General features: G+C 57.1%; 26 protein-coding genes. 17 read left to right on the top strand and 9 right to left on the bottom strand.

Annotation, left to right across the window (positions count from 1 at the left end):
* Nucleotides 1-2 precede the first annotated feature (2 nt).
* A complete protein-coding gene (locus tag ACQR3R_RS06105; protein WP_428271117.1) occupies nt 3-1,094 on the bottom strand; it encodes an extracellular solute-binding protein in 1,092 nt (363 codons plus the stop codon).
* A 101-nt stretch (nt 1,095-1,195) separates the two neighbouring features.
* Here ACQR3R_RS06105 and ACQR3R_RS06100 point away from each other — a divergent pair, with 101 nt between their 5' ends.
* The 3 genes from ACQR3R_RS06100 to ACQR3R_RS06090 all read left to right on the top strand — a co-directional run bounded on the left by ACQR3R_RS06100 (nt 1,196) and on the right by ACQR3R_RS06090 (nt 4,193).
* Nucleotides 1,196-2,089 carry a LysR substrate-binding domain-containing protein gene (locus ACQR3R_RS06100; RefSeq protein WP_428271116.1) on the top strand — a complete coding sequence of 298 codons (894 nt, stop codon included), beginning with the start codon at nt 1,196-1,198 and terminating at the stop codon, nt 2,087-2,089.
* 103 nt (nt 2,090-2,192) lie between these two features.
* Nucleotides 2,193-3,665, top strand: coding sequence for a solute carrier family 23 protein (locus ACQR3R_RS06095; RefSeq protein ID WP_428271115.1), 1,473 nt, complete (start codon nt 2,193-2,195; stop codon nt 3,663-3,665).
* Nucleotides 3,666-3,722: 57 nt separating this feature from the next.
* Complete coding sequence (locus ACQR3R_RS06090) at nt 3,723-4,193, top strand: LEA type 2 family protein (protein WP_428271114.1); 471 nt, start codon at nt 3,723-3,725, stop codon at nt 4,191-4,193.
* Nucleotides 4,194-4,224: 31 nt separating this feature from the next.
* Here ACQR3R_RS06090 and ACQR3R_RS06085 read toward each other — a convergent pair whose 3' ends face one another.
* Nucleotides 4,225-4,605 carry a hypothetical protein gene (locus ACQR3R_RS06085; protein WP_428271113.1) on the bottom strand — a complete coding sequence of 127 codons (381 nt, stop codon included), beginning with the start codon at nt 4,603-4,605 and terminating at the stop codon, nt 4,225-4,227.
* Between the two features lie 35 nt (nt 4,606-4,640).
* Between ACQR3R_RS06085 and ACQR3R_RS06080 the strand changes: the two genes are divergently transcribed.
* On the top strand, nt 4,641-4,958 hold the full coding sequence (locus ACQR3R_RS06080) for a DUF883 family protein (protein WP_428271112.1): 318 nt from the start codon (nt 4,641-4,643) through the stop codon (nt 4,956-4,958).
* 73 nt (nt 4,959-5,031) lie between these two features.
* On the opposite strand, the gene ACQR3R_RS06075 is transcribed toward ACQR3R_RS06080, so the two are convergent.
* Nucleotides 5,032-6,072 (bottom strand): Ldh family oxidoreductase, encoded by a 1,041-nt coding sequence (locus tag ACQR3R_RS06075; RefSeq protein WP_428271111.1) that lies wholly within the window; start codon nt 6,070-6,072, stop codon nt 5,032-5,034.
* Nucleotides 6,073-6,294: 222 nt separating this feature from the next.
* Here ACQR3R_RS06075 and ACQR3R_RS06070 point away from each other — a divergent pair, with 222 nt between their 5' ends.
* From ACQR3R_RS06070 to ACQR3R_RS06060, 3 genes are all read left to right on the top strand, one after another.
* A complete protein-coding gene (locus ACQR3R_RS06070) occupies nt 6,295-11,118 on the top strand; it encodes a hypothetical protein (RefSeq protein WP_428271110.1) in 4,824 nt (1,607 codons plus the stop codon).
* A 97-nt stretch (nt 11,119-11,215) separates the two neighbouring features.
* Nucleotides 11,216-12,208: a FecR domain-containing protein gene (locus tag ACQR3R_RS06065; RefSeq protein WP_428271109.1), complete on the top strand. Its 993-nt coding sequence runs from the start codon at nt 11,216-11,218 to the stop codon at nt 12,206-12,208.
* Nucleotides 12,209-12,588: 380 nt separating this feature from the next.
* Nucleotides 12,589-12,960, top strand: a complete 372-nt coding sequence (locus tag ACQR3R_RS06060; protein WP_428271108.1) for a hypothetical protein — start codon at nt 12,589-12,591, stop codon at nt 12,958-12,960.
* 18 nt (nt 12,961-12,978) lie between these two features.
* Here the strand turns inward: ACQR3R_RS06060 and ACQR3R_RS06055 are convergent, their stop codons facing one another.
* Nucleotides 12,979-13,167, bottom strand: a complete 189-nt coding sequence (locus tag ACQR3R_RS06055) for a hypothetical protein (RefSeq protein WP_428271107.1) — start codon at nt 13,165-13,167, stop codon at nt 12,979-12,981.
* A 424-nt stretch (nt 13,168-13,591) separates the two neighbouring features.
* Here ACQR3R_RS06055 and ACQR3R_RS06050 point away from each other — a divergent pair, with 424 nt between their 5' ends.
* Nucleotides 13,592-13,750 (top strand): hypothetical protein, encoded by a 159-nt coding sequence (locus tag ACQR3R_RS06050; protein WP_428271106.1) that lies wholly within the window; start codon nt 13,592-13,594, stop codon nt 13,748-13,750.
* A gap of 81 nt (nt 13,751-13,831) precedes the next feature.
* Here the strand turns inward: ACQR3R_RS06050 and ACQR3R_RS06045 are convergent, their stop codons facing one another.
* On the bottom strand, nt 13,832-14,365 hold the full coding sequence (locus ACQR3R_RS06045) for a hypothetical protein (protein ID WP_428271105.1): 534 nt from the start codon (nt 14,363-14,365) through the stop codon (nt 13,832-13,834).
* A 298-nt stretch (nt 14,366-14,663) separates the two neighbouring features.
* On the opposite strand from ACQR3R_RS06045, the gene ACQR3R_RS06040 reads away from it, so the two are divergent.
* From ACQR3R_RS06040 to ACQR3R_RS06025, 4 genes are all read left to right on the top strand, one after another.
* Nucleotides 14,664-15,110, top strand: a complete 447-nt coding sequence (locus ACQR3R_RS06040) for a DUF411 domain-containing protein (protein ID WP_428271104.1) — start codon at nt 14,664-14,666, stop codon at nt 15,108-15,110.
* Nucleotides 15,110-15,544 carry a VTT domain-containing protein gene (locus ACQR3R_RS06035; protein ID WP_428271103.1) on the top strand — a complete coding sequence of 145 codons (435 nt, stop codon included), beginning with the start codon at nt 15,110-15,112 and terminating at the stop codon, nt 15,542-15,544. Before ACQR3R_RS06040 ends, ACQR3R_RS06035 begins: the two co-directional genes overlap by 1 nt.
* 85 nt (nt 15,545-15,629) lie before the next feature.
* Nucleotides 15,630-16,655: an alpha/beta fold hydrolase gene (locus ACQR3R_RS06030; protein ID WP_428271102.1), complete on the top strand. Its 1,026-nt coding sequence runs from the start codon at nt 15,630-15,632 to the stop codon at nt 16,653-16,655.
* Between the two features lie 13 nt (nt 16,656-16,668).
* On the top strand, nt 16,669-17,622 hold the full coding sequence (locus ACQR3R_RS06025) for an NAD(P)-dependent oxidoreductase (protein WP_428271101.1): 954 nt from the start codon (nt 16,669-16,671) through the stop codon (nt 17,620-17,622).
* 433 nt (nt 17,623-18,055) lie between these two features.
* On the opposite strand, the gene ACQR3R_RS06020 is transcribed toward ACQR3R_RS06025, so the two are convergent.
* Entirely contained in the window at nt 18,056-18,829 is a 774-nt protein-coding gene (locus ACQR3R_RS06020) for a methyltransferase domain-containing protein (RefSeq protein WP_428271100.1), read from the bottom strand.
* Nucleotides 18,830-18,966: 137 nt separating this feature from the next.
* On the opposite strand from ACQR3R_RS06020, the gene ACQR3R_RS06015 reads away from it, so the two are divergent.
* The 4 genes from ACQR3R_RS06015 to ACQR3R_RS06000 are packed head-to-tail and all read left to right on the top strand — an operon-like array spanning nt 18,967 to nt 21,410.
* A complete protein-coding gene (locus ACQR3R_RS06015; RefSeq protein ID WP_428271099.1) occupies nt 18,967-19,527 on the top strand; it encodes a cytochrome b/b6 domain-containing protein in 561 nt (186 codons plus the stop codon).
* Between the two features lie 27 nt (nt 19,528-19,554).
* Nucleotides 19,555-20,085 (top strand): tetratricopeptide repeat protein, encoded by a 531-nt coding sequence (locus ACQR3R_RS06010; protein ID WP_428271098.1) that lies wholly within the window; start codon nt 19,555-19,557, stop codon nt 20,083-20,085.
* Between the two features lie 24 nt (nt 20,086-20,109).
* Nucleotides 20,110-20,637 carry a sigma-70 family RNA polymerase sigma factor gene (locus ACQR3R_RS06005; protein WP_428272596.1) on the top strand — a complete coding sequence of 176 codons (528 nt, stop codon included), beginning with the start codon at nt 20,110-20,112 and terminating at the stop codon, nt 20,635-20,637.
* Entirely contained in the window at nt 20,634-21,410 is a 777-nt protein-coding gene (locus ACQR3R_RS06000; protein ID WP_428271097.1) for an anti-sigma factor family protein, read from the top strand. The genes ACQR3R_RS06005 and ACQR3R_RS06000 overlap by 4 nt, the downstream gene beginning before the upstream one ends.
* Nucleotides 21,411-21,545: 135 nt before the next feature.
* Here the strand turns inward: ACQR3R_RS06000 and ACQR3R_RS05995 are convergent, their stop codons facing one another.
* The 3 genes from ACQR3R_RS05995 to ACQR3R_RS05985 are packed head-to-tail and all read right to left on the bottom strand — an operon-like array spanning nt 21,546 to nt 23,929.
* On the bottom strand, nt 21,546-21,881 hold the full coding sequence (locus ACQR3R_RS05995; RefSeq protein ID WP_428271096.1) for a hypothetical protein: 336 nt from the start codon (nt 21,879-21,881) through the stop codon (nt 21,546-21,548).
* Between the two features lie 40 nt (nt 21,882-21,921).
* Nucleotides 21,922-23,223 (bottom strand): ATP-binding protein, encoded by a 1,302-nt coding sequence (locus ACQR3R_RS05990; RefSeq protein ID WP_428271095.1) that lies wholly within the window; start codon nt 23,221-23,223, stop codon nt 21,922-21,924.
* Nucleotides 23,224-23,227: 4 nt separating this feature from the next.
* Complete coding sequence (locus tag ACQR3R_RS05985) at nt 23,228-23,929, bottom strand: response regulator (protein ID WP_428271094.1); 702 nt, start codon at nt 23,927-23,929, stop codon at nt 23,228-23,230.
* A 291-nt stretch (nt 23,930-24,220) separates the two neighbouring features.
* Here ACQR3R_RS05985 and ACQR3R_RS05980 point away from each other — a divergent pair, with 291 nt between their 5' ends.
* Nucleotides 24,221-25,378, top strand: coding sequence for an efflux RND transporter periplasmic adaptor subunit (locus tag ACQR3R_RS05980; RefSeq protein WP_428271093.1), 1,158 nt, complete (start codon nt 24,221-24,223; stop codon nt 25,376-25,378).
* Nucleotides 25,379-25,390: the final 12 nt, after the last annotated feature.

The following is a 25,390-nucleotide window of genomic DNA, read 5'->3' as shown; positions in this document are numbered from 1 at the left end:
GATTACTGGCGGCTGCGGAACGTCGTCCACAAGCGAGTGCGCTGACGCATGTCCTTGAGGCTCATGCTTTTGTCTGCGTACAACTGGCTGCGCATCTCTTGCGCGGGATAGATATCCGGGTTGTTGCGCACGGCTTCATCCACCAATGGCGTGGCGGCCTGGTTGGCGTTGGCGAAAAACAGACTGTTGGTCAGGCCGGCGACAGATTCAGGGCGCAGCATGAACTCGACAAAGGCTCGCGCCGCTTCGGGGTGCGGTGCGTCTTTGGGAATGGCCAGGTTGTCTTGCCACACAAGCGTGCCGTTTTTCGGAATGCGGTACGTCACCTCAAACGGTTTATTGGCTTTAAGCGCCTGATCCGCTGCCATGCTCGCATCACCGTTGTAGGTCAATGCCAGGCACACACTGCCGTTGGCGAGGTCGTTGATCTGCCGACCGGTGGCGACGTAGAGCACAGAGGGCTGCAGCTGATGCAGAAGCGCCTCGGCGGCGGCCAGATCTTTGCTGTCAGTGCTGTAGGGATCTTTACCCAAGTAGTGCAACGCCAGCCCAATCACTTCCTGAGGGGAATCGATGATGGCGATCCCGCAGTCCTTGAGTTTGCTGGCGTATTGCGGATTGAACAGCAGGTCAAGGCTGTTCAACGGCACACCTGGCAGACGTTTTTGCACGGCTTCGACGTTCAAGCCAAGCCCCAGTGTGCCCCAGGTGTAAGGCACGCCGAAGCGGTTGCCGGGATCAATCGCCGCTGCTTTTTTCAGCAAGTCGGGGTCAAGGTTGTCGTGGCCCTTCAAGCGCTGCAACGGTATCTCCTGCAACGCGTTCGCGGCGATACCTCGTGCCAAAACACTGGAGGACGGCACGACCACGTCATAACCGCTGCGGCCGGTAAGCAGTTTGGTTTCCAGGACTTCAGAGCTGTCAAAGGTGTCGTAACGCACCTTGATACCGGTTTCCTGCTCGAACTGCTGGATGGCTTCGGGTGCGAAATACTCCTGCCAGCTGTACAGATTGAGGATTTTTTCTTCGGCCTGGGCCGGCAACGCCATTGCGATAAACAGTGCGGGTAAACAGAGCTTGAATAGCGGAGCCATCACGAACACCTGAGCCGAGGGAGTGGCTGCAGGATGCTTCATCGGATACATTGGCAAAATACATAGTTTATTAACCTGACATTATCCGGAAGTAATGATTGATGCTTGGCCAACTTCACGATGTGGACCTGCAACTGCTGCGGCTGTTTATCAATGTGGTGGAGTGCGGCGGCTTCAGTGCGGCACAGGGTGAATTGGGCTTGAGCCAATCGAGCATCAGCCAGCAAATGGCCAAACTTGAAACTCGCTTGGGGTATCGGTTATGCAGTCGCGGCAAGGGAGGCTTCAAGATCACGCCCAAGGGCGAGCAGCTGCTAATGGCTACTCGCGGGTTATTCGAATCCATCGAACTGTTTCGTCATCAATCCAACGGCGTGGCCGGACGCCTGATCGGTGAAGTGCGCCTGGGCTTGTCCGAAGCGCTGGATCAATCGGTGGTGCTACAGGTGGCTGACGCGATTCGGCGTTTTCGCGAGCGCGACCAGTCAGTACGCATTGAGTTGATCAGTGCGATGCCAGGCGAAATGGAGCGTTTGCTGTTGCAGCAACGGCTGGATTTGGCAATTGGCTATTTCTCGCAGGTGCAAAGCGCCTTTGACTACCGCGAGCTGTTTACCGAAACGCAACATTTGTACTGCGCGCCGGGCCACCCATTGTTCAACCACGATTCACCGGATGATCATGCCTTGCAGGCGCACGACCGCGTGGACCATCCCTACCGTTTTTTGCGCACCGACGAGCCGTTCCAAGGCAAGGTGTGTTCAGCGCGCTCGGAACAGGTTGAAGGCACCCTCGCCTTCATTTTGTCGGGCAAACATGTGGGTTACCTGCCCACGCACTTTGCCCGTCATTGGGAAGACAAGGGGTTGTTGAGGGCCGTGCGCCCGGCCGATATGAGTTTCGAAGTCGCCTTCCACCTCGCGCGGCATCGCGCCCAGGTACCGGGCGATGCGCAAAAGGCGTTTGAAGAAGATTTGCTGGCAGCCTTCACCTGATATTCGTACCGGGGACGTGACTCGCGCTCGCCACAAAATAGTGTTTCTGGCATCCTGCGCCTCCATTTTCTGACCGGGCCCGCCTTTCGGCACGCCAACAATCATGACCGCCTCTGAAAAAGCCCCCGCTGCGCGCAACAACGACCTGATCTACGGCCTTAACGACCGTCCTCATTTAACCGCCACAGTGTTCGCAGCCCTGCAACACGTACTCGCCAGTTTCGTGGGCATCATCACGCCAACCCTGATCATGGGCGGCGCCCTTGGCCTGCAAAGCGAAGTGCCTTACCTGATCAGCATGGCGCTGTTTGTGTCGGGGCTGGGCACTTTCGTACAAGCGCGACGCTTCGGGCCCATCGGCTCCGGGCTGTTATGCCTGCAAGGCACCAGTTTCTCGTTTATCAGCGTCATTCTCAGCGCCGGTTTCATGGTGAAGGCACGCGGCGGCGGCACCGACGAGATCTTGTCGACCATCTTCGGTGTGTGTTTTTTCGCGGCGTTCATCGAAGTGGTATTGAGTCAGTTCATCGGCAAACTGCGGATGCTGATCACGCCGGTGGTCACCGGTACCATCATCACGCTCATGGGCCTGTCACTGATCAAAGTCGCGATGACCGATATCGCTGGCGGCTTCGGCGCAACCGACCTTGGTGCGGCCAGCCACTTGGCGTTGGCGGCGTTGGTATTGGGCACGATTGTGGTACTGAATCGGGTCGACGTGCCGTTCCTGCGCCTGGGCGCGATCGTCATCGGGCTGACACTGGGCTATGTCGTGGCGTGGCTGATGGGCACCGTGGATTTCAGTGGCATGCCCGACGTGCCGCTGATGAGCGTGCCCGTGCCGTTCAAGTACGGGTTCAACTTCGATTGGGTAGCGTTTGTGCCGGTGGCAGTGATTTTCCTGGTCTCGCCGCTTGAAGCCGCGGGCGACTTGACCGCCAACTCGATGATTTCCCGGCAACCGGTGAAAGGCCCGGTTTACATCCGCCGGATCAAATCCGGGCTGCTCGCCGATGGTCTCAACTCGGCCATGGCGGCAGTGTTCAACAGCATGCCGATGGTCACTTTTGCGCAAAACAACGGCGTCATCCAGTTGACCGGCGTCGCCAGCCGTTACGTGGCTTTCTTCATTGCCGGCCTGCTGGTGTTGCTGGGGCTGTTCCCGATGATCGGCGCGGTGCTGCAACTGATGCCGAAACCGGTGCTCGGTGGCGCGGAACTGGTGATGTTCGGCACCGTGGCGGTCGCCGGCATCAAGATTCTCGCCGAAGCGGGCCTGCACCGACGCAACATGTTGATCGTGGCGATTTCCATCGGCATGGGTTTGGGCGTCGCAGCGGTGCCGGAAGTCCTGCGCGAGCTGCCGAAGGCGCTGCACAACATCTTCGAGTCGCCGATCACCGTGGGCGCGTTGTGCGCTATCGTGCTGAATATCTTCCTTCCCGAAGAATTCATTGAGCTGGAAGAGGACGACTTTGACCCCGAGGCCTCGATCCTCACGGTCATGGAAAACCCGGACATGCCGGCCAAAGGTGAACCCGCCCCGGTGTCCACTGTCGCATCATTGAACCGCTGAAAAGGCTTGAGGGTTGAGCCGGCGCGGTTCAGCCCTTTATTTCAAGAGAGCCTGCCCATGCGCCGTGTTCAAGCCGTCATCCTCAGTGCGCTGTTGCTCTGCCTCAGTGCATGCGCCCTCTTCCCCAATCGCGATCCGCTGAACATCAGCGTGGTCGGGATCGAGCCGCTGCAAAGCCAGGATATGGAAGTGCGGTTCGCCGTGAAAATCCGTGTGCAAAACCCCAACGAAACGCCTATCGATTACAGCGGTGTGTCGTTGGACCTGGCGGTCAATGGCCAGCCACTCGCCTCCGGCGTCAGTGATCAGTCGGGGTCGATTGCGCGCTTTTCAGAAACCGTGCTGACCGTGCCTGTCAGCGTCTCGGCTTTCTCGGTATTGCGTCAAACGTTGGGCCTGAGTCAAACCCAGAGCCTGAATAACCTGCCCTACGTTTTGCGCGGCAAGCTCGCAGGCGGTGTGTTTGGCACGATGCGTTTCGTCGACAGTGGCACGCTCAGCCTGCCGGGTTCGACGGCCGGCTACTAGTCCAGCCCCACGGTGTCGAACAACCGTTGTCTTACTTGGCAGTCATCAGCCGGTTGACTTCACTGCGCACCATATTGGCGTATTCGGGCGGTGACATCGTATCCAGTTCGGCACGTACCCATTCCGCCCATTTACCCTTGCGCTTGGCACGCTCGCCAAATAATCGTGCGGCCTCACCTTTGGATTTACCGAGGTTGGATTGCCACAGATCGAACAGTCGGGATTTTTCATCTTCAAGCGCCGCGCGCTCGGCAAGGGGTTTGTCGGCCAGATTGAAGCTCATGGAATTACCTGCTGTGTAAATTAGGCAACATCTTACACTGTAGGAGGAAATGTCCTGCGCGGGATTTTTCAGCAGCATGACGTCTTCACGCAAAATGACTGCAACTTTTTCAGTGACGGCGGACTCCATTGTTCACTGTCAATCCATCAGTAAGGAGTACCTCAATGGCCCGGAAAACCGCCGCGCAAAACGTCGAAGATCAGATCAAGGATCAGGCCTTCAGCGAATTACAGGCTTTGATTGAAGAGTCCGACAAACTGCTGAAGAGCAGCGCTTCACTGGTTGGAGAGGAAGCGGAAACCCTGCGTGGGCAAATTGCCCAAAAGCTGCAGCAGGCGCTGGATTCGGTATCCAGCGTGCGTGATCGCACCAAACCTGCGGTTGAAGCGACCGAAACCTACATCGGTGGTCATCCGTGGCAAACCGTGGCGATCTCCGCAGGCTTCGGCTTGGTTGTCGGCCTGCTGCTGGGCCGGCGATAAGCGCTGCTGCGCCACACAGAAAAAGGCGAGCTTCGGGCTCGCCTTTTTCATGCCCGCAAGGGATTGACCGGTTTCACAGGCCGGCCAGTTCTCGCAAACCCGCAAGCGTCTGCGCGTCGAGCACAATGCCCTCGGCAGCCGCTTTGGCGCGCTGACCATGGCGTCGATCACCCGGCAAACGCTTTAATCCCACACCGTGCATTTGCCTGACCAGTTCCTGACTGCGTTCAGCAAAATTTTGTCCGGCCGCTTTGCTCGGATCGATCACGATCAGCAGTTGCCCGGTCCAGGGCGTTTTGGCCCCCGGATGATTCGACCAGTCGAACTCGAATGAAAAATTGCCGCCGGTCAACGCTGCTGCCAACAGTTCCACCATCATCGACAGCGCCGAGCCCTTGTGCCCACCAAAAGGCAGCAATGCGCCACCTTCCAGAATCGCTTTCGGATCTTGCGTCGGCTGACCCAGGCTGTCCACGCCGACCCCCACAGGCAAACGCTCTCCGTTGCGCGCCGCAAGCTGCACGTCACCGTGGGCAATGGCGCTGGTCGCCAGGTCGAAAACAATTGGATCACCGTCGGCACGCGGCGCGGCGAACGCTATCGGATTGGTCCCGAACAGTGGCCGGTCGGCGCCGTGTGGTACGACGCAGGTCATGCTATTGACCACACTCAACGCCACCAACCCCTCATAGGCGAACGGCTCGACGTCCGGCCATAACGCTGCGAAGTGATGCGAGTTACGAATAGCGAGAACGGCAATGCCGGCGCTGCGAGCCTTTGCCACCAGTAACGCCCGGGCGGCCGCAAGGGCCGGTTGAGCGAATCCGTTACCGGCATCGACCCGCACAAACCCTGAAGCCACATCCTCGACCACTGGCACTGCCTGTCCATTGACCCAACCGCTGTTGAGCGTCGACACGTAACCCGGTATACGAAACACGCCGTGACTGTGGGCGCCATCGCGCTCGGCGCCGGCGCAGTTAAGGGCCAGCGTATGGGCGACATCGGCAGAGGTGCCGTGGCGCAGGAAAACCTGTTCAAGCAGTAAAACAAGCGCGTCAAAATCGAGCTTTTGTGTGTTCGAACTGACGGCCACTTCGGGCGTTGCGGTCATCTGTAGCTCCCGTTTTATTGTTGAATATGGGCAACAGGGGAAACGAGGTTGCACGGCAACCTTAAAATATGGGCTGATTAAGCGCTGTTACACCGGCGTCCTGTCAAGGCTCTAGCGCGACATGGCAGTGAGCAATATGTACCGCACCTCAACCTTCCTTTGACTTTACCTTTTTCCTCGAATTAACGATCTGCGACGGATCGCAGCGCATCGAGGAGCCTCATGACCATTCCCTATTTTTTCGACGAAGCAGACATTGCGTCCAATGGAAAGCAACCCGGTGACCGGGAAAAAGCCCTGAACCTGTCCCTGAATGATCTGAAATGGTTGAACGTCGTGCATTTGCGTACGCGCTCGGAACGCGAAACCAGTCACACACCCATGTTTGCAGAGCGCGTGGTATTAACCTTGGCCGGGGTCGATATTGTATTGGCCGGGGCATTTGCCATGAGCAGGCCGGACACGGGAGAGGTCACGTTATATACACCCTGGAAAGGCCTGATCAAATTCGCCGACATGGACGATCTGCACACCGCGATGGATGAATGGCTGGAGCAAGCATCCGGCAAACGTGAGCTGCTGCGTTATTTGTCCATTGAGCAACGTGATGCCGTGCTGGCGGCGCCCTCGGTCGTGGTCACTGCGCAGGCAATCGAAGGGGCGGTATTCGATGATCAGGCATTGATCATAGAAGCTAATCGCGCGCGCAACGCCCAGGCGATGACGGTTGAACTGCTGAGGATGCCGACCCTGCGCACAATGCTGGTGGAGGTGCTCAATCAGGTTCTGGCCGAACGCTTCCCAAGACTGGATCAAGGCCAGACACGCATGGAAGCTCTGATGACGGCAAGTGACGACGCTCATTACCGCGCCAATGCATCTTCAGTGACGTTAAGCGATGCCTTGCTGCAGCACTACCTCACCAGCCAGTGGCCAAATGCAGATACCGCCACCCTGGTGTTCTCCAACCCTCGACACGCCCTCTCAACCAGCGCCGACAACCTGGCGTGGAGGTCGGCCATCATCAAGATCTCGCAAAGTTTCACGCCGCGCCTCAGAAGTTTGCTGAAGACATTCTGGAATACCGCAATCAGCAATGGCATGTCTCGATCAGCGTTTATTGCCCAATGCATGAGTGACGCGTTCGACGTTGACCTGTTACTTAAACGCCAGCAAGGAATTCTGACCACGCCTGAATACCTGCGGCTTAAAACCATCGGTCTTGCAGGCACGGCCGCGCTACCCACCCAACGCAATCCGGTTCATGTAGAAAAAGTGCGGGTCAGTGGCCTTTACAAGGCCACAGCGCAACTGGCGTCGACGTTGATGATCGGCAACAACAACACGCTCGGTTACCTTTACACCCCGTCCAGAGGCATTGAGGTCACCCACGACATGGCTGCACTTCGCAATCTAGTGTGGAACATGTTCAAGAGTGAGGGTCACGAAGACACGTTGCTCAACTTCTTGTCGCTGGATGAACGTGGTGCATTTCTGTCATTGCAACCCAACGAACGAATCATTTCGGGCGAGCCGATTATCGGCCCGGTATTTGAGCAGTTGATGGATGACATCCAGGATAAACAACTGCAAAACCTGAGTTATGCCCTTGACCGATTTCGTGAAAGCCAGGGCAACCTGGACGTTGATGCCCTGGTCGATAAAGCCCTCGATATACGCGGGTTGATTGACGAGCGCCTATTGAGCACTGCGGCTCAAGGACGCTGGAGCACGCAAGCTGACCAGCGTTGGAACGCACAACCGGCGACCGTACGCGCTGAAGCAGCGAAGAAACAGTTGGCACTCCTTTCAACCGTCGAAGATGCCCTGTCACAACGGATCGAACAGTTGCCGATGATTCCATCCTCCGCAAGCACCGCCGCCTTAGTGCAAAGCGTGATAGTGGGCTCGCTGACGGCTTTGCAGTCGATGTTTACTCACACGTTGTCTACTGCCCTGCGAAGCGAGCTGACACTGCACAGCGTTGCCCGCACACTTGACGTCAGGGCTCAAGAGATAATCAAAACTGTGCTGGATAGTCCCGTCCGTGTGCAACGGTCGGCATTAAATGGCTTTCTTCCCGATGTGTTTTCCCTCGCCCTCCACGCGAGCAACTCCAGCAACTTGCTGGAACTGGCAAGTTGTTTTGTCATGACCGAGCGAGGCGGACTTGACCCTTGGCACTCAGGAAAAACCATCGTGTGGACACCTGCGCGCGGCTTTGAAAGTTTCTCTTCATTGACACCGTTACTGACCGAGCTTGGAAGGCGCTTGGGCAATCACGATGAACGCCCCGCTCTGCTGGAGAATCTGGCCGGCAGTGAATACCGGCCTGCACTGGCATTTACGCTTGCTCCGCTGAAATTGTTGACCGGGCACTTTCTGGACCATTTGCAAAAACCCTTCGTTCAACTGGATCAGACTCACGTCATTGACGCACTGTCATCGCCAATGCCGACAACCCTATTGTCCAGCCTGCTTTCACTGGTAGCCCTGCGCAAACCCGAGGCCGGATTAAACCACGCGAGCGCTATCGCCCAATCGTTGATCACCCAGCAAATGCTGCCCGCCTGGTTGGCAAAGGCATCCGTCGAAGATCAGGTCCTGCAGGCGGAGTTGCTTCAGCAATACTTGAACAATGTCAGCGACGACAAAGACTATCTGAGCGGTATTCAGCCGTTGCAGCGCACTGCACATGATGAGCTTCACAAACGCCTGAAAGCTGACGGTTACGACGTCGACCCGGATCACATCCAGATAAAAACAAGCCCTAAATTGATGTCTGGCACCTTCAGCCTGACCCTGACCGAATTTGCACTGGGTCAGCTTCAGGACATCGATATTGTTCCCATCAAACTGCAGACATTGAATGAAACCCCGATTCCCCAAGGAATGGACGAAAGCTACGTCAAGACGCTGGTCCGCAGCGTGAACATCGGTCAACTTCAACAAGCAGTACTCGACAGTGCATTGGCGGATACCAGCGTTGGCATAGCCGATCGAAAATACACATTTTCCTGCCAATTGCCTTGGCAAATCCTGCATTACGCTCACACCGAAAAACTGCAGGAGCGCCTCAGCGAATCGGCTTTTGATTTGATTAGACAGATCATGAACATGCCGGATGCCGTCGCTCGTGAAGCCGTTGACGGGGCTAATGCGATCATCCGACCGTTAGAGTTCATAGGAATACCAGGTCTTGCGACGATCAAGGTGCCGGGCATGTACCTGATTGGCGCAACGCCTTACAACGAGGGGCCACAGGTACTCATTGCTCCGTATAGCCCGAAGCACGGCATTCGGGAATATAAAAACCCGGAGCAATTGCTGACCGAAATGAAGACCCGAAGTGAGCTGCACGATTGGGTGCTGATGAACCTGCCACAACCGGCACGCATTCAAGTGGAAAACCGCATGGCAACTACCAACGATCGCTTGCCTGCGGTGAGCTTGGGGTCTACTCCGATCAGGGGGAACGTTCTCACACATTTGTTCAAAGACAATGTGGCGCTACTCGCTCGATTGCTGGGCACCCAAACAGACGTTAAGTCAGCGCGTGAATGGGCATCCATCAAGCATGTATTGGGCGAAGACCTGCACGAGGCTTACTCGTTGTGCATGGGTAAATTGGCCTATCCAATGACGGTGTGGCGCAGCTACCGGGAAATCAAACACTCTGCCGACGACTTGCAATCGCACAAATGGGCGCAGGCCGTTACCGCGTTTGTGAGCGGCATCGCGCAACTGGCATCACTGCGCCAGTCCATGGGAGGCCCGCCGTCACTCTCTACAGACACAAGTGAGGCAGCCAAAGAAGTAACCAAATCTCGGTTCAAGTGGCAAGACGTCGATATAACGGCCCCACGCCGTACTGAACTGCAGACTTGCGAACAACCTGATGTCGACTTGAGTTCCATGACATTGAACCCCGCCATTGGACTGTTTACCCATCCCGACACTAAAAAACTGTATGCACCCGTCGAAGGCAAAGTCTATCCGCTGCGAAAAGAAGGGGATCGTTGGCGTATCGCCGACAACAGCTCCACAGGTCCGCATGTTGAGCAAAGCACCTCGAAACAATGGCGGATAGATCCCCCAATGCCGGCGCCACGCTACAGCATGATCAACCGACTCAAGATCTCGATTGCGGTCAATGGAGGCATGAACGTCGAGGCAAAAGGACTGCCTGAAATCCGTTCGCTGTTCCCCGTCAAGGCGCGATTGATTGATGAGGCGCTCGATCTTGCGACAACTTACGCCTGGAACAGCTTTCGCAACTTGCAACTTCTTAAAGACCCTGGAAGCAAGATCACCCCAGTCCATCAATTACTCATGGATTTTATCGGCGTACAGAACCTGTCACCCGAACATGTACAAATGCTCGAAAAGGCAGTTGAAGAAGTATTTGCAGGCTTGCTGGATCCGACACTCAGACACGCAAACTCAAAGCGTTTTGTCGTGGGGCGCGCTCTTCAATATGGAGAAACAACGTTCGCCTTTACCGTCCCAGGTGACAAGAGGGGGAAAATCTACCTCGCAGACAAATTCTTTCTGCCCCTAATAGACCATTACCGCAATTACATGACAGATCCTGCTTTCCCCATCAATACCCATGCTCGCGCCACAACGCTTATTCATGAAATAACCCATATTGTCAGCAGTACCGAGGACATAGACTACTTGGACTCAGGCAGGCCCTATACCGATCTGATCGAGACGTTCAGTGCCCACGCAAAAGCGCTGAAAAACGAATTGGTTACCGTTCAAACCACTGGCCTGTCGCATTTCACGCCGCTGGAGCGATTGTTTTGTATGCACAACCCGGTTGCCGATGTCTGGGAAGATTTTGGCGAAACCACTTACGAAAATACCGACCGGGTTGCCGAACGTGTTCTGCAATTAACCGGCCAGTCAACGTTGGACGATGCCCGCACGCACTTCATGTCCAACTCCACAGCAAGGTTTGCAGTACAACTGGCAAATGCCGACAGCCTGACCTTGTTGATTACCCGATTAGGTCGCCGATTGCATGTCGTCACACCCTGAATGAACACCTTCGATCTCCGTTTGATGGGCAATTGCCATGACGCTGTTCTCGCAGACTTCCTGTAACGGTTAGAATGCAGGAAATCAGGATGAGTCAATGACCGACAACCCTCACTCGCAAGCCGAAGATGACGCTATCACCGATGCCGCCGCGCATTGGTGTATGCGCCTGCACGCGATTGATTGCACTGCGCAAGAGCGACAAGATTTTGCACAATGGCGTGACGCTCATCCACTGCACGCGGTCGAGTACGAAGCAATGCTTGAGATCTGGGACGTCGCCGGGGATTTGCCTCGCCCGCCACCCATTGCGCAAGTAAACCCGGTAACGCCATGGCGCACGTTCGGCATCGCTGCCGCCGTGTGCGCCCTGGCATTGCCGCTGGCGGCGTACAGCGGCTGGAACCTGGGCTGGCTGCCCAATGCCTACCAGCATTTCGAGGCCAGCGACACGGTGCGCCAAGTCACCCTGGGTGACGGCAGTCAGGTCGAACTGAATCTTGGCAGTGAGTTGACGTTCAGCAATTACAAAGATCAGCGCCGGGTCACTTTGGATAAAGGCGAAGCTTTTTTCAGCGTCAGCCACGACACCAGCCGCCCGTTCATTGTGCGAGCAGCGGACGGCAGAATCCGGGTTACCGGGACCCGGTTCAATGTCTGGATGTACGAAAATGAAGTCCGGGTGAACTTGATTGAAGGATCAGTGCTGGTCACCAGTAACAACGATTTGCCGGGGGATGGTTGGCGTCTGGAACCTGCGATGCAGGCTCGCTACAAACATGGCGACTACGCACCTCAAATCAGCCAGACCTACGCCAACGATAATTCGCTGGCCTGGCGCAGCGGCAAACTGGTGCTGGACAACCTTGCGCTGTCCGACGCCCTGCCCTTGATCAATCGTTACCTTGATAAACCGGTGATGGTGGCTGACCAAAAGACGGGGTCGATCCGGCTCGGTGGCATCTACAACATCAAAGAGCTCCACACCCTGGTGGCGACGCTGCCCAAAGTGCTGCCGGTGTACGTCACTCGTAACAAGGACGGCAACCCGGTGCTCAACTCCATTGCGCAACTGGCGCCAAAAATCTGAAAGCCCTGGCCCTTGCCTCCCTGACCCCACCGGCAGCAGCCTGATCCGGCGGGCTCAGGGCGGTTGCAGCGCGACCAACGCCAACCCTCAAACCTGCACGGCCTAGCCTGGTTAACGGCCTGGAGTAATCACGCGCGCGCCCGATCGAAAGAACGAAGGGCATTCTGCACGAACGCACGCAATGTGCCTGCCTGGGCACGAATCAGATGACAAAAAATTAATGGATTGGACTACCGATTTTACGGCGTATGACCCGGCATCGACATGTTGGCGACAAATTTTCTACATCACAGGCTTCATGATTTGCCCGGCTCATACGTCTTATTGTGTAAGAGCAGCCATTACATTTTCCGGATCAAGCTCTGAAAAGGAGTTTTTGCATGTACAACTCGCAACTACCAACGGACGGTAGCAACGCGCCAATGGCTAATACCATGGGCTCCGGCGTTTTCGATCAGCGTACCGAGCGCCACGTTAACGAACGCATCAGGGTTTTGCTCAAGAGCTTTGGCCTGCGCACCAGCCTGATTCGACTAAAAGTCATCGACGCATTGCTGACCGCCGCCGAAAGCGACCGCAGTCTCGGCGTGCGCGGCGTACACAGCCACCTGCTGGAGCTGGATATTCCATTGTCCTTTCTCAGCGTGCGCGAAGTGTTGAAACGCTTGTGCAGCGAAGGTGTCATCACCTTGAACCCGGACAAAAGCTACAGCCTGAACCCACAGGCATTCGCCGCGTTGCACGGCGAATAAGCACTGCCGGCGCGTCGCTTAAGGCTTGACCTTGCGACGCATCACACCGTTGACCACCACCACGATCACCGCCACGCCAATGGCGATGTACTGGAACATTTTTTCGCTGATGGTGCCGGTGTTTTGCAGCCAGGAAAGGCCAAACATGATCGCCAATACCACCAGCGAGATCAGAATCGAATATTTCAAACGTTGCGACTGAGTCATTGCGAATTTCCTGAACCTGAAAATGTATCCGGCTTGTATCTGAACGCATGCCAAGCCACTACCCTTCTCTGGAAATGGGGCGCTGCGCACGGGGTCTCATGTTACAGCCGATGAAGAGTTTTGGCTTCATTGCGGCTCTAACCATGAGGATTTTCAAATGTTCCGTCGAATCACAATGCTGATTCCCCTGCTCGCCATTCTGTCCTTGAGTGGCTGCTTTTTTTTCCCCCACGGCGGTGGATGGCATCACGACCGCTATGATGATCATGGCGGTCCCGGTTACAACCAACATCGATAACCCGCAACCAGAGGTTTGACGCTGCTCTGACGTCGTCAGTATCGGCTGGTTGTTGCGCTCCGCCCTCCAGTCGATAACTCCCGTACCGCCGCTAAAAGTGGCGGAGCGCACCTGTTTCACCTCATCGTGCTTGCACAGGGTGACTACCTGATCCCGATTCCAGGGACCAAGCAACGCAAATACTTTGAAGAAAACGTGGCCGCACTGGACGTGAAACTCAGCCGTGCGGAATGGCAGGCGCTGGAGGCATTCTTCCCGGCCGATGCGACTGCAGGTTCGCGCTAGACGGAAGAAGTCATGAAGTTGCTCGACCGCTAAACAACGGCTCGCCCGTTCGATTGCCGAAACGGGCTGACAGCTATTTATTTATGCTTTGGCGGAAACATTCTTGTCGGTCGGCAGCGTAGTGCCGTTGCCCTTACCGTAGTTTTGAAGGTTCTGCAGCACGTAGATCGCTTTTTTGTACTCGGGGATCAGGTAGTTGGCGTACTTGTTGCCCTTGATGTTGTTGTTCTGGATGTTGTCCAGTTGCGTGGCGAAGTACTCAAGCGCATTGAACTTGGCGTCCGGATCATTCGGAATGCCAAACCGGTCGAACTTGTCACCGGCGTTGCTCAACGTCACCGCGGTCACATCGCTGATCAAACCGCGATCTTTCAAGAAAGTACTCAGGCTGCCCAAAGATTTGGCCGTCACATTCGACGGATCGAAGCCTTTGATATTTTTGTGCAACTGCTGCTTGTCCATCTTCGCCGTGTCCAGCGCGTTTGGATCGGTGCCTACCAGTGCCAGCATCTGCCGGACCTTGGCACTCTGGGAAACAGGTTTGCTACTGCTGCCGGTATCCTGAACCAGCAAACCCGCTTTTGGGGTCCAGCCGCCGGTGTAACCGATAGTCATGACCGAAATCCTTTTGAAACGACCATAAAAACTCCTTGTTTAACCGAGTTAAGTGCCGCTGAGTATCGACGCGCGGAAGCGTACCACCAACAATTATTTCAGCATCTTACAATTCTTGTACATTTTAGATACAAAGCACCAAGTGCCCGTTTTCACTGGCGTTTAGCGGCGTAGATAAGCCACGTAGCTCGGTTCCAGGCGCATCAACCCAGTAGCACTTGGAAACAAACTCTCCCGGTATCGTTGGCTAAACTAGGCAAAATGCTTTTTTTGCCCGCTACTCAAGACGAGACCCCCCATGCGAACCCACCTGCGTCTGATCGCCCTGAGCGCTCTGTTCATCTCCTCGCTGGCTCAGGCGGCGGACCTGATCCCCATTGAAGTCCATCGCGATGCCAACTGTGGTTGCTGTAAAAAATGGATCAGCCACCTCGAAGCCAACGGCTTCAAAGTTGAAGATCACGTCGAAGCCAACATGAGTGAATTCAAGCAACAACACGGCGTACCGCCACGCCTGGCCTCCTGCCACACCGCCCTGATCAATGGCAAATTCGTGGAAGGTCATGTCCCGGCGGATCAGGTACTGGCCCTCAGCAAACGTACCGACCTGCTGGGCGTAGCCGCACCGGGCATGCCAATGGGCTCACCCGGCATGGAAATGGACGGCATGAGCGACGCCTATCAGGTTATCGGCCTGAAAAAGGATGGCACTGACGTGGTGGTGGCGGATTACCCCGCCCATTGATGCTCGGCGCCTTCTTCGGGCTATTTTTTGCGGCATTCGGTGCCGCCACGTTACTGCCGCTGCAATCGGAAGCGGTCCTGGTGGGGCTGATCGTCAGCGACCGGTATTGGCTGTGGGCGCTGCTCGCGGTGGCCACGGCAGGCAATGTCCTGGGATCGGTGGTGAACTGGTGGATTGGCCGAGGCATCCAGCGCTTTCAAGACAAACGCTGGTTTCCAGTGAGCCTGGCTAATCTGGAAAAAGCCCGATTGCACTATCAACGTTTCGGCCACTGGTCATTGCTGCTGAGTTGGGTGCCGGTTATCGGCGATCCGCTGACACTGGTGGCCGGCGTCATGCGCGAACCGCTGTGGCGATTCCTGCTGATCGTGACTTTCGCCAAAGGTACCCGCTATGGCGTGTTGGCCATGGCGACCCTGGGCTGGATGGGTTGAACGATCATGCACGGTGATTGCCTGTGCTTAATGTCGTCCTAATCATGCCAATCCAGCATGGGACGATTACCTTTGGAGTACCACCATGTCCCTCGCCCTCACCCGTTGGTTGCCCGGCCTGTTGTTGACTGCCGCACTGCCCCTGATCGCTCATGCCGAAGGTCCGGAATACGGGCAGGAATTACAAGGTTTCGACTACCCCTACACGGTCAAGCACTTCTCTTTTCAATCTCAAGGTAAATCCTTGCAAATGGGTTACATGGACGTCGCAGCCAATGGCAAGGCCAACGGGCGCAGCATTGTGTTGATGCACGGCAAGAATTTCTGCGGCGCCACGTGGGACAGCTCGATCAAAGCCCTTAGTGACGCCGGTTACCGCGTTATCGCCCCCGACCAGATCGGGTTTTGTACCTCCAGCAAACCAGACAACTATCAGTACAGTTTCCAGCAGCTCGCCACCAACACCCAGCAATTGCTGAAAGCCCTCGGCATTCAGAAGGCCAGCGTGCTCGGTCACTCCACGGGCGGCATGCTCGCCACCCGTTACGCCCTGCAATACCCGGAACAGGTTGAACAACTGGCGCTGGTCAATCCCATCGGCCTCGAAGACTGGAAAGCCCTTGGCGTGCCGTATCGCACCGTTGATCAATGGTATGCACGAGAGCTGAAACTGACTGCCGACAGCATTCGCACCTATGAGCGCAATACCTATTACGGTGGCCGCTGGAAACCGGAATTCGATCGCTGGGTGGACATGCTTGCCAGCCTCAACAAAGGCCCCGGACACAAAGCCGTGGCGTGGAACTCGGCCCTGATCTACGACATGATCTTCACTCAACCGGTGTACTACGAATTCAAGAACCTGAAGATGCCGACCCTGCTGCTGATTGGCACCTCCGACACCACCGCCATCGGCAGTGATATCGCGACGCCTGAGGTCAAGGCGAAACTTGGCCACTACGATGTCCTTGGCAAGCAAGTCGCAAAATTGATTCCACAATCGACACTGGTTGAATTTCCCGACATGGGCCACGCGCCGCAGATGGAAGAGCCGGCACAATTCCACCAGGCGTTGCTGAGCTGGCTGAACAAAACCAACCCGGTTCATTGATGAGGAAAGACTGATGGCGGTGCAGATTGCGGTGATCGATGATTGGCAGGACGTGGCCCGGAACGTGGTGGACTGGTCGATGCTGGACGCCATCGGCGACGTCAGTTTTGTGCATGACTTTCCGGCCGATAACGCAACGCTGTCGAAACGTCTGGCCGACTTCGAGGTGATTTGCGTGATGCGCGAACGCACCCGGTTTGATGAGGACCTGTTGCGGCGCCTGCCCAAGCTGAAACTGCTGGTGACCGGCGGTATGCGCAATGCCGCACTGGACTTGAAAGCGGCCGCCACGCTGGGCATTCAGGTGTGTGGCACCGACAGCTATAAACATGCAGCGCCAGAACTGACCTGGGCGCTGATCATGGCGGCAACCCGTAACCTGGTGGCGCAAGCCAACGCCGTTCGCGCAGGCCAATGGCAACAAGGCCTGGGCGGCGACCTGCACGGTAAAACCCTGGCCATTCTCGGTTTGGGCAGCATCGGCAAACGCGTTGCCCAGTTCGGCCAGGTGTTTGGCATGCGGGTGATTGCCTGGAGCGAAAACCTCACCGCCGAACGTGCCGCAGAGGTGGGCGTGACTTATGTCGACAAGCAGCAGTTGTTTGAACAAGCCGACGTGCTTTCGGTGCACCTGGTGCTCAGTGACCGCAGCCGCGCCACGGTTGATGCACAGGCCCTGGGCTGGATGAAACCGACGGCGCTGCTGGTGAACACCGCTCGCGGGCCGATTGTCGATGAGTCGGCGTTGATCAAGGCTCTGCAAAAACGCAGGTTGGCAGGCGCGGCGCTGGACGTATTCGACGAAGAACCTTTGCCCGCTCATCATCCATTCAGAACGCTGGACAACGTACTGGCAACGCCTCATGTCGGTTACGTCAGCCAACACAACTATCAGCAGTTTTTTTCGCAGATGATCGAGGATATTCAGGCATGGTCCGCCGGGACGCCGATCCGGCTGCTGAGCTGATGTTCGCATCCCCTACAAATCAGCAATAGTCCGGCTTGCCGGTGATGGCGATTCCGAAGGCGTCATCGCTGGCAAGCCAGGCTCCTACGGTTCGGCGGTGCATGCCGACATAGTTGGCATTAACGCGATTCGCTGGTGTATGCCGACATTGATGGCGTTAACGCAGACCTGTAGGAAACCGGCTTGCCGGTGATGGCAATTCCAAAAACGCCATCGCTGGCAAGCCAGGCTCCTACGGTTCGGTGGTGAATGCCGACATTGGTGGCATTAACGCGATTCGGTGGTGCATGCCGACATTGATGGCATTAACGCGGTTCGGTGGTGCATGCCGACATTGATGGCGTTAACGCAATCCCGTAGGAAACCGGCTTGCCGGTGATGGCAATTCCAAAAATGCCATCGCTGGCAAGCCAGGCGCCAACTACCGCTGCATTCAACGGCCCTTCACCGCCACAAATGCCGCTGTCACATACGGCACCGTCACCACCTCTTTACCGCGTAGGTCGGGCTCGTCAGCCACCAGTGCACTGATCTGCTGATCAACCTTTGCTCGCTCTACCGCTGACAGTGCAGCCACAAAACTGGTGGAACGCACGCGGTTGAAAATCACATCTTCCGGCGGCCCGGTGTGTCCATGGCTGAACTGCTGAGTCTGCAATGCACCGAACGAAGCATGGGGAAACGCTCGACGCCAGGCACCTGTGTAATAGCGCGGCGTATCGCCCTCCAGTGCATTGACGATGGCATCGAGTTTGGGCACCCAATGGGTTTGGGTATCGCGCAGGTTCCAGATCAGCCCCAGTTTGCCGCCGGGCTTCAGGACCCGGGCAATTTCGGTCAACGCCTCGACACTGGCAAACCAGTGAAAGGATTGGGCGCAAATCACCACGTCAACTGAAGCGTCCGGCAGCGGCAAGTCCGTTGCCGTGCCGCTGACCGCCAGCACCTCGGGAAACGCCGACGACAGTTTCTCCAGCATCTGTGGCACGGGCTCCACAGCGATCACCTGTGCTCCGGTTGCGATTAACCGTTGCGTGAACTTGCCGGTGCCGGCGCCCAAATCGATCACGGTGGCGTTGGCGTTCAAACCCAACGTGTCCGTCAGCCAATCGGCTACCTGCGGCGGATAATCCGGACGCCCGCGAACGTAGGTATCGGCGCCGGTTTTGTAGCCCGCCGCGGCAGAGTGATGGACCTGATCTTTCATGGCGATGCTCCAGATCGACTGCGAATGCCCACGAGCATAGCGCCTCGGTTCGTGCCCCCTTAAAAAACAGCAACAAAAAGAAATGAATAAATGTTTACGCTGTAGTGTTCACTCCCCATAGCCCATGAGGATTGACCGTGACTAATCCAGATCAAGATTCGCCGTCCCGCTACGATCGCCTGACCATGAGCCTGCACTGGCTGACTGCCGTGCTGGTGATCGGCATGTTCGCCAGTGCACAGGTCTGGGAACGCCTGGCCAAAGGCACGCCTTTGCGCAAGGAACTGCAAGCGCTGCACATTTCCTGCGGCATCCTGTTGGCGGTGATCGTCATCGGCCGACTGCTTTGGCGACTGTCCCGCGGCCGTCGTTTGCCGCCGGTCAATAACGGCTTGATGAACATCGTGGCAAAGGCTGCGCACTGGCTGCTGTACGTTTTGTTGCTGACTCAGATTGTGCTCGGGTTTCTTTTTCGCTGGGCTCAGGGCGAACCTTTCAACTTTTTCGGATTGTTCGATGTCCCAACCCTGATCACCTTCGATAAAAGCATGAAGTCGGTGTTCGGCGGCCTGCACGAACAAGTGGCTTGGGCCATCATCATCCTGGCCGGACTGCATGCCGTGATGGCGCTGGTTCACCATTACGGCCTGCGTGATAACACCCTGCGCCGCATGTTGCCGGGGCGTGGTTCAAACTGAAACGTAAACACCTGTGGAGTACCGCCCATGAACACCCGTTTCGCTGTTTACACTGCCCCGCTGTTGTTGGCCGTCGCGTTATCCAGTTCCCTTGCACTGGCGAACGGTGATGACGACGCCCCTGCCAAACCCAACTGTCCGAAAGGCCAGGTCTTCGACACCAAGACGCAAAAATGCGTGATGCAGACCAGCAGCCTGGTACCGGATGCAGACCGCACCGACTACGCCTATCGCCTGGCCAAGGACGGTCGCTACGAAGAAGCGCTGGCACTGCTCGACACCCTGAAAAACCCGAATACCGCCAAGGCCCTGAATTATCGCGGTTATGCCACGCGTAAACTGGGGCGAACCGACGAAGGCATCGGTTACTACCTGCAGTCGGTCAAACTCGACCCGCAATACGCACAAGTTCGCGAATACCTCGGCGAGGCCTATGTGATCAAAGGACGAATGGACCTGGCCCAGGAACAATTGCAGCGCATCAAGTCGATCTGCGGCAGCACCTGTGAGGAATACCAGGACCTGGCGGAAGCCATCAACGACTCATCAAAAACCTGATATCGAACACTCGCGGAGGTCGCCATCGCCAGCGATCAGGCAATACGGGCAGAACTGGGACAGCACCTGGCGCGGTTATGGCGTTACGGCCTGTTGCTGTCCCGGCAACGGCATGTCGCCGAAGACCTGGTGCAGGCAACCTGCGTGCGGGCGCTCGAACGTGCCGGGCAATTTGTGCCCGGCAGCCGAATGGATCGCTGGCTGTTGAGTATTTTGCACTCTATCTGGCTCAACGAAGTGCGGGCGCGCCGGGTGCGACAAGGCCAGGGGCTGGTCGATGCCGATAAGGCGCTGTCGTATGACGGCGAATATGCGGCGCACACCCACGTGCTTGCCGTGCAAGTGATCCGTCGTGTCGATGCGTTGCCCGAAGCCCAGCGCGAAACAGTATTTCTGGCCTATGTAGAAGGGCTCTCGTATCGCGAAGTCGCTGAGGTCCTGCAAGTGCCGATCGGTACCGTCATGAGCCGCCTCGCCGCTGCCCGCCTGAAACTGGCCGAGTATCCACCGTTGCAAACCGTACCGAATCCATCAACTGGAGAACGTCGATGAATGATCGCACCAGCCCGACGACACCTTCGGATGAGCAACTGGTGGCTTACCTCGACGACCAGCTCGACACAGAACAACGCCGCCGCATTGACCTGGCCCTTGCCGAAGATTCGCTGCTCAACCTGCGCTTGCAATGGCTGGCCCGCAGCAGCCTGCCGTTCAAGCAGGCCTATGACGAACTGGGCCAGCAAGCGCCGATGGATCGCTTGCAGTCCATGCTCGACACTCTGCCCTCACCCGAACGCCCTTCCATGAACCGGCGCTGGTTCCTGACGGCGGCGGCCGGCCTGGTTGTCAGCGGGGTATTGGCAGATCGCTTGTTCCTTGGCTGGCAATCGAGTCAGCAAAAAAACAACTGGCGCGGATTAGTGGCTGATTACATGTCGCTGTACGTGCCACAAACCCTGCAACAACTGCCCTCCGACGAAGCCTCGCAACGCGCCCAGTTGCGGATCGTCGATGAGCGCCTGGGGTTGAAGCTGATGCCGGCCCAACTGGCACTGCCACGTCCTGCCTTCCGGCGCGCGCAAATCCTCGAATACGACGGCGTGCCCATCGCCCAGATCACCTACCTCGACCCGGTTCACGGCCCGTTGGCGCTGTGCATCACCCGTTCCAACAGCGGCAGCCATGATTTCGCCCGAGAACGCCGGCATGAGATGAACGTGGTGTATTGGTCGGACAATGAGCATGCCTGGATGCTGATCGGGCATAACCCGGTGCCGGAGCTCGATGAGATGGCCAAACTGTTGCGCAACCGACTCAATGCCTGATGCTGTAGCAGGAACAAGTGCTGTCGACGCCGTTTGAATGAGAAACGCCGGGGCCGCTGCGCAGCCAAATGGGGGTGCACCCCCTCGCCACAGAGATTGCGTTTATTCAGGTGGCATTCGATAGCGAGGCAGTTTCTACTCGCTGCTACAGCCAAGTTTCATGAGGTTATGTATTTGAGGCGGCTCGCCTATCGCGCCGGTGATCACGTGGTATTGCACTTCATCTCCCACGCAGAAGCAGGATTCGCCTGCACACGTGAGGTTAGTGCCTATCCTGATCGCGAGTTTGGAAACGCAACCACTGGGCACGACCATGGCGAATCGAGTCGGCGTATGCCCCACCTCAACCACTGTTATCGCGCCGATGGTGCCCTTGCCGACGCTTGTCACCGCAGACTGTTTCACCTCTGGCTCCTTGCACTTGATGAGTGCCACCTGAATAGCGACATGAAACACCCAAGTGAGGCTCATGACTACTGTCACATTTGACAGGTCAACGTGTGGCAACGCCTCAGGCTGTTGTGGGTAGCCACAACCTGAAGCGTGCGCCGCCAAGGGGTGAAGCTTCGACGGTTAACGTGCCACCTTGGGCTTCCAGCGCACGGCGGCTGATTGCCAGGCCCAGGCCGAACCCGCCCGTTGCCCGATCACGGCTGCGATCCAGCCGATAAAACGGTTCGAATATCCGCTCGCGCTCATCATCCGGAATGCCGATACCGTCGTCATCGACCCATATTTCGCAGCCCTTGGCGCACACTTGCACGCCGATTTGAATCCGGTTTTCGCAATAGCGCATCGCATTGCGCAGCAGGTTCTGGATCGCGCGAGCCGTCAGGCGCGGGTCAAGGCTGAAGCGTTCGAGTTGGCCATGCAGCAACACGTCGATGACGATATTCGGTGAATCCAGCTCTTCATCGACACTGCCCAGAATGCTGTCGATGAATTCGTCCAGCGACACCTCGACCTGCTCTGGCAACCGCGCGGGGTTTTGCAAGCGGCTATAGGACAACAATTCCAGCACCAGCTCATCAAGCTCGCGAATGTGCGCGACCAACCCCTGCAAACGTTCGCGACTGGCGGCGGGCAAATCGTCTGACAGCGCCAGCGCCAGCCCGAAGTCCAATCGTGTCAGCGGCGTGCGCAACTCATGGGACACCGCGTTGAGCAAATCGCGCTGCTGATTCAGCAGGCTCTCGATGTCACCCGCCATGGTGTCGAATACATTGGCCAGGCTGCCGATGTTGGAGCTTTGGGAAATTCGCGTGCGCTCGCTCAAATGGCCTTTGCCAAAACGTTCAGCCGTACCTTTAAGTCGCTCCAGATCGCGCCAGTGCGGACGTAACCAAAGCAGCAGGCAAGCAAGCATGGTCGCACCGATCAGCACGTTGATGCTCCAGTACAACAGGTTGACGTCCAGCGGGTCTGGTGGCACGACCATTTTCACCACCATCTGCCGGTTCAACGGTGCCACTGCCAAGGTGCGCCAGCCCCAGTCCCCGATGCGCACCAGGTTTTCGCCCCGCTGCAGGCGCTCTTGTTCATCCAGGGTGAAACCGGCGTCGTCGTTACGCGCCAACAAAATGCCCAGCGGCTGGAAATCCTTGTCCATTTGCGCCGCCAGTGCCGGCCACTGCTCCGACGGTACGGCATGAAACTGTTTGACGATAAGGGTTTGCAATCCCCGGGAGTAATCCAGGTTGTAGGTGACAAAACGCTCCTGGAAGAGTTTGACCACCAGGTCCGGCACCAGGTATATCGCCGCGCTGTACGAAACGATCGTCACCAGATACAAGCGAAACAGAATTCGGAACATCAGCTCAGCATTCCCACTCGGAACGGCTGAACAGATAGCCTTTGCCCCAAACAGTCTTGATCTTTCGCGCCTCGCCAGCGTGGTCGTCGAATTTGCGGCGTAGCTTGGAAATAGCGACGTCAACCGAGCGGTCGGTGCCGTTGAATTCAATACCGCGCAGGCGTTGCAGAATCTGGTCGCGGCTGAGCACTTCACCGGCATGCCGGGCCAGCACCACCAGCAAGTTGTATTCGCCGCTGGACAACTCCACCAGTTGGTCGCGCCAGGTCACGGTACGCTCGGACAGGTCGATGCACAGATTGCCCATCAGGATCCGGTCGTTGACGGTTTGCGGTTCGCCTAGGCTGCTACGCCTCAGCAACGTGCGTACACGGGCCAGCAGTACACGCGGCTCGCAAGGTTTGGTGACGTAATCGTCGGCGCCCATCTCCAGGCCCAGCACCTGATCATGGCTGTCGTCGCGCGCCGTCAGCATCAGGATCGGCAAGGTTGCCGAATCGGCGCGCAACAGACGACAGACCTGCAAGCCGTCCAGCCCCGGCAGCATGAGGTCGAGGATCACCAGATCCGGTGGATTAAGCCGTGCACGCTCGCGCACGTGGTCGCCGCGGCTGATAACGCTGACCGAATAGCCATTGCGTTCCAGGTAGCTGGCAATCAGTTCGGAGAGCGCGGTGTCGTCTTCGACCAGGAGGATGTTGGGCATGGGTGTTTCCAGAAAGTGCATTGGCGCCGGTTATGCGGCCATCGCTAGCAGGCTAGCTCCCACAGGGTTTGATGTGAGCGCAGATTTTGTGAACTTCCCCAATCTACTGTGGGAGCTAGCCTGCTAGCGATGACGACATTACGGGCGCTGAAAGAATCAAGGCGTGAAGGATATACGCCCTCACGCGTGCCTGAGTAAAACCCTTACACAATTTCACACAGCGCCTACAAAGCTTCACCGCTAGGCTCTTCCGCTCCCCGTAGGATGCTGGGGTCATTATTGGGGTATTACATGTCGAATAATCTGCTTGCCAAGCTTAGCCTGATAGCACTGGCATTGACGCTGAGCGCTTGTGACAAGTCCTCGAACACCGCAGAACAAGCGCCGCTGGCCACCGTCAGGATCGAGACTATCGTTGCTCGACCACTGTCCATCAGCAGTGAGTTAAGCGGGCGGATTGCTGCACCACGTGTTGCCGAAGTCCGCGCCCGCGTGGCCGGCGTTGTGTTGCAGCGTGTGTTCCATGAAGGCCGTGATGTCAAAAAAGGCGACGTGCTGTTTCGCATTGATCCCGCGCCGTTCAAGGCTGACCTGGACAGCGCCGAAGCCTCACTGCGTAAAGCCGAGGCCAATGCGTTCCAGGCCAAACTCCAGGAGCAACGTTACGCCCAGTTGATCGAGGGCAATGCCATCAGCGGCCAGGATTACGACAACGCCCGCGCCAGCGCCCGCCAAACCGCAGCCGAGGTTGCCGCCAACAAGGCCGCTGTCGAACGCGCGAAACTCAACCTTGGATATGCCACGGTGACCGCGCCGATTTCAGGGCGAATCGGTCGTGCCCTGGTCACCGAAGGCGCATTGGTGGGGCAGAACGAAACCACGCCATTGGCATTGATCCAGCAACTGAACCCGATTCACGCAGACCTGACCCAATCGACCCGCGAGCTGAACGAATTGCGCCGCGCCTTCCGCTCCGGCCAATTGCAGCAGGTGGGCCAGGATCAGGCCAAAGCCACGCTGATTCAGGACGACGGCAGCCTGTACCCTTTACCGGGCAAGTTGCTGTTTACCGACATCACTGTCGACCCTGGCACCGGCCAGATCATCCTGCGCAGCGAATTCCCGAACCCCGACCTCGATTTGCTCCCGGGCAGTTTTGTGCGCGTAAGGCTTGAACAAGCGGTCGACAAGCAAGGCATCAGCGTGCCGCAGCGTGCCATCCAACGCGACAGCGCCGGCGTCGCTCAAGTGTTGTTGCTTGACGCCGAACAACGTGTTGGCCAGCAACCGGTCGTGCTCGGCGCTGTTCAGGATGACCGCTGGATCGTTACGGGCGGCCTCAAACCTGGCGACCGCATCGTTATCGAAGGCCTGCAACACGCCAAACCCGGCGAAAAAGTACAGGTCGACGACACCCCTCTTCCACTTGCCCAGGTTTCTGGTCAGTAAGCAGGACGCTTT

The sequence above is a fragment of the Gordonia sp. IEGM753 genome, assembly GCF_050321825.1.
Lineage (GTDB): Bacteria > Pseudomonadota > Gammaproteobacteria > Pseudomonadales > Pseudomonadaceae > Aquipseudomonas.
The sequence above is the reverse complement of the archived record's forward strand: the minus strand, read 5'-3'. Positions and strand labels throughout refer to the sequence as shown.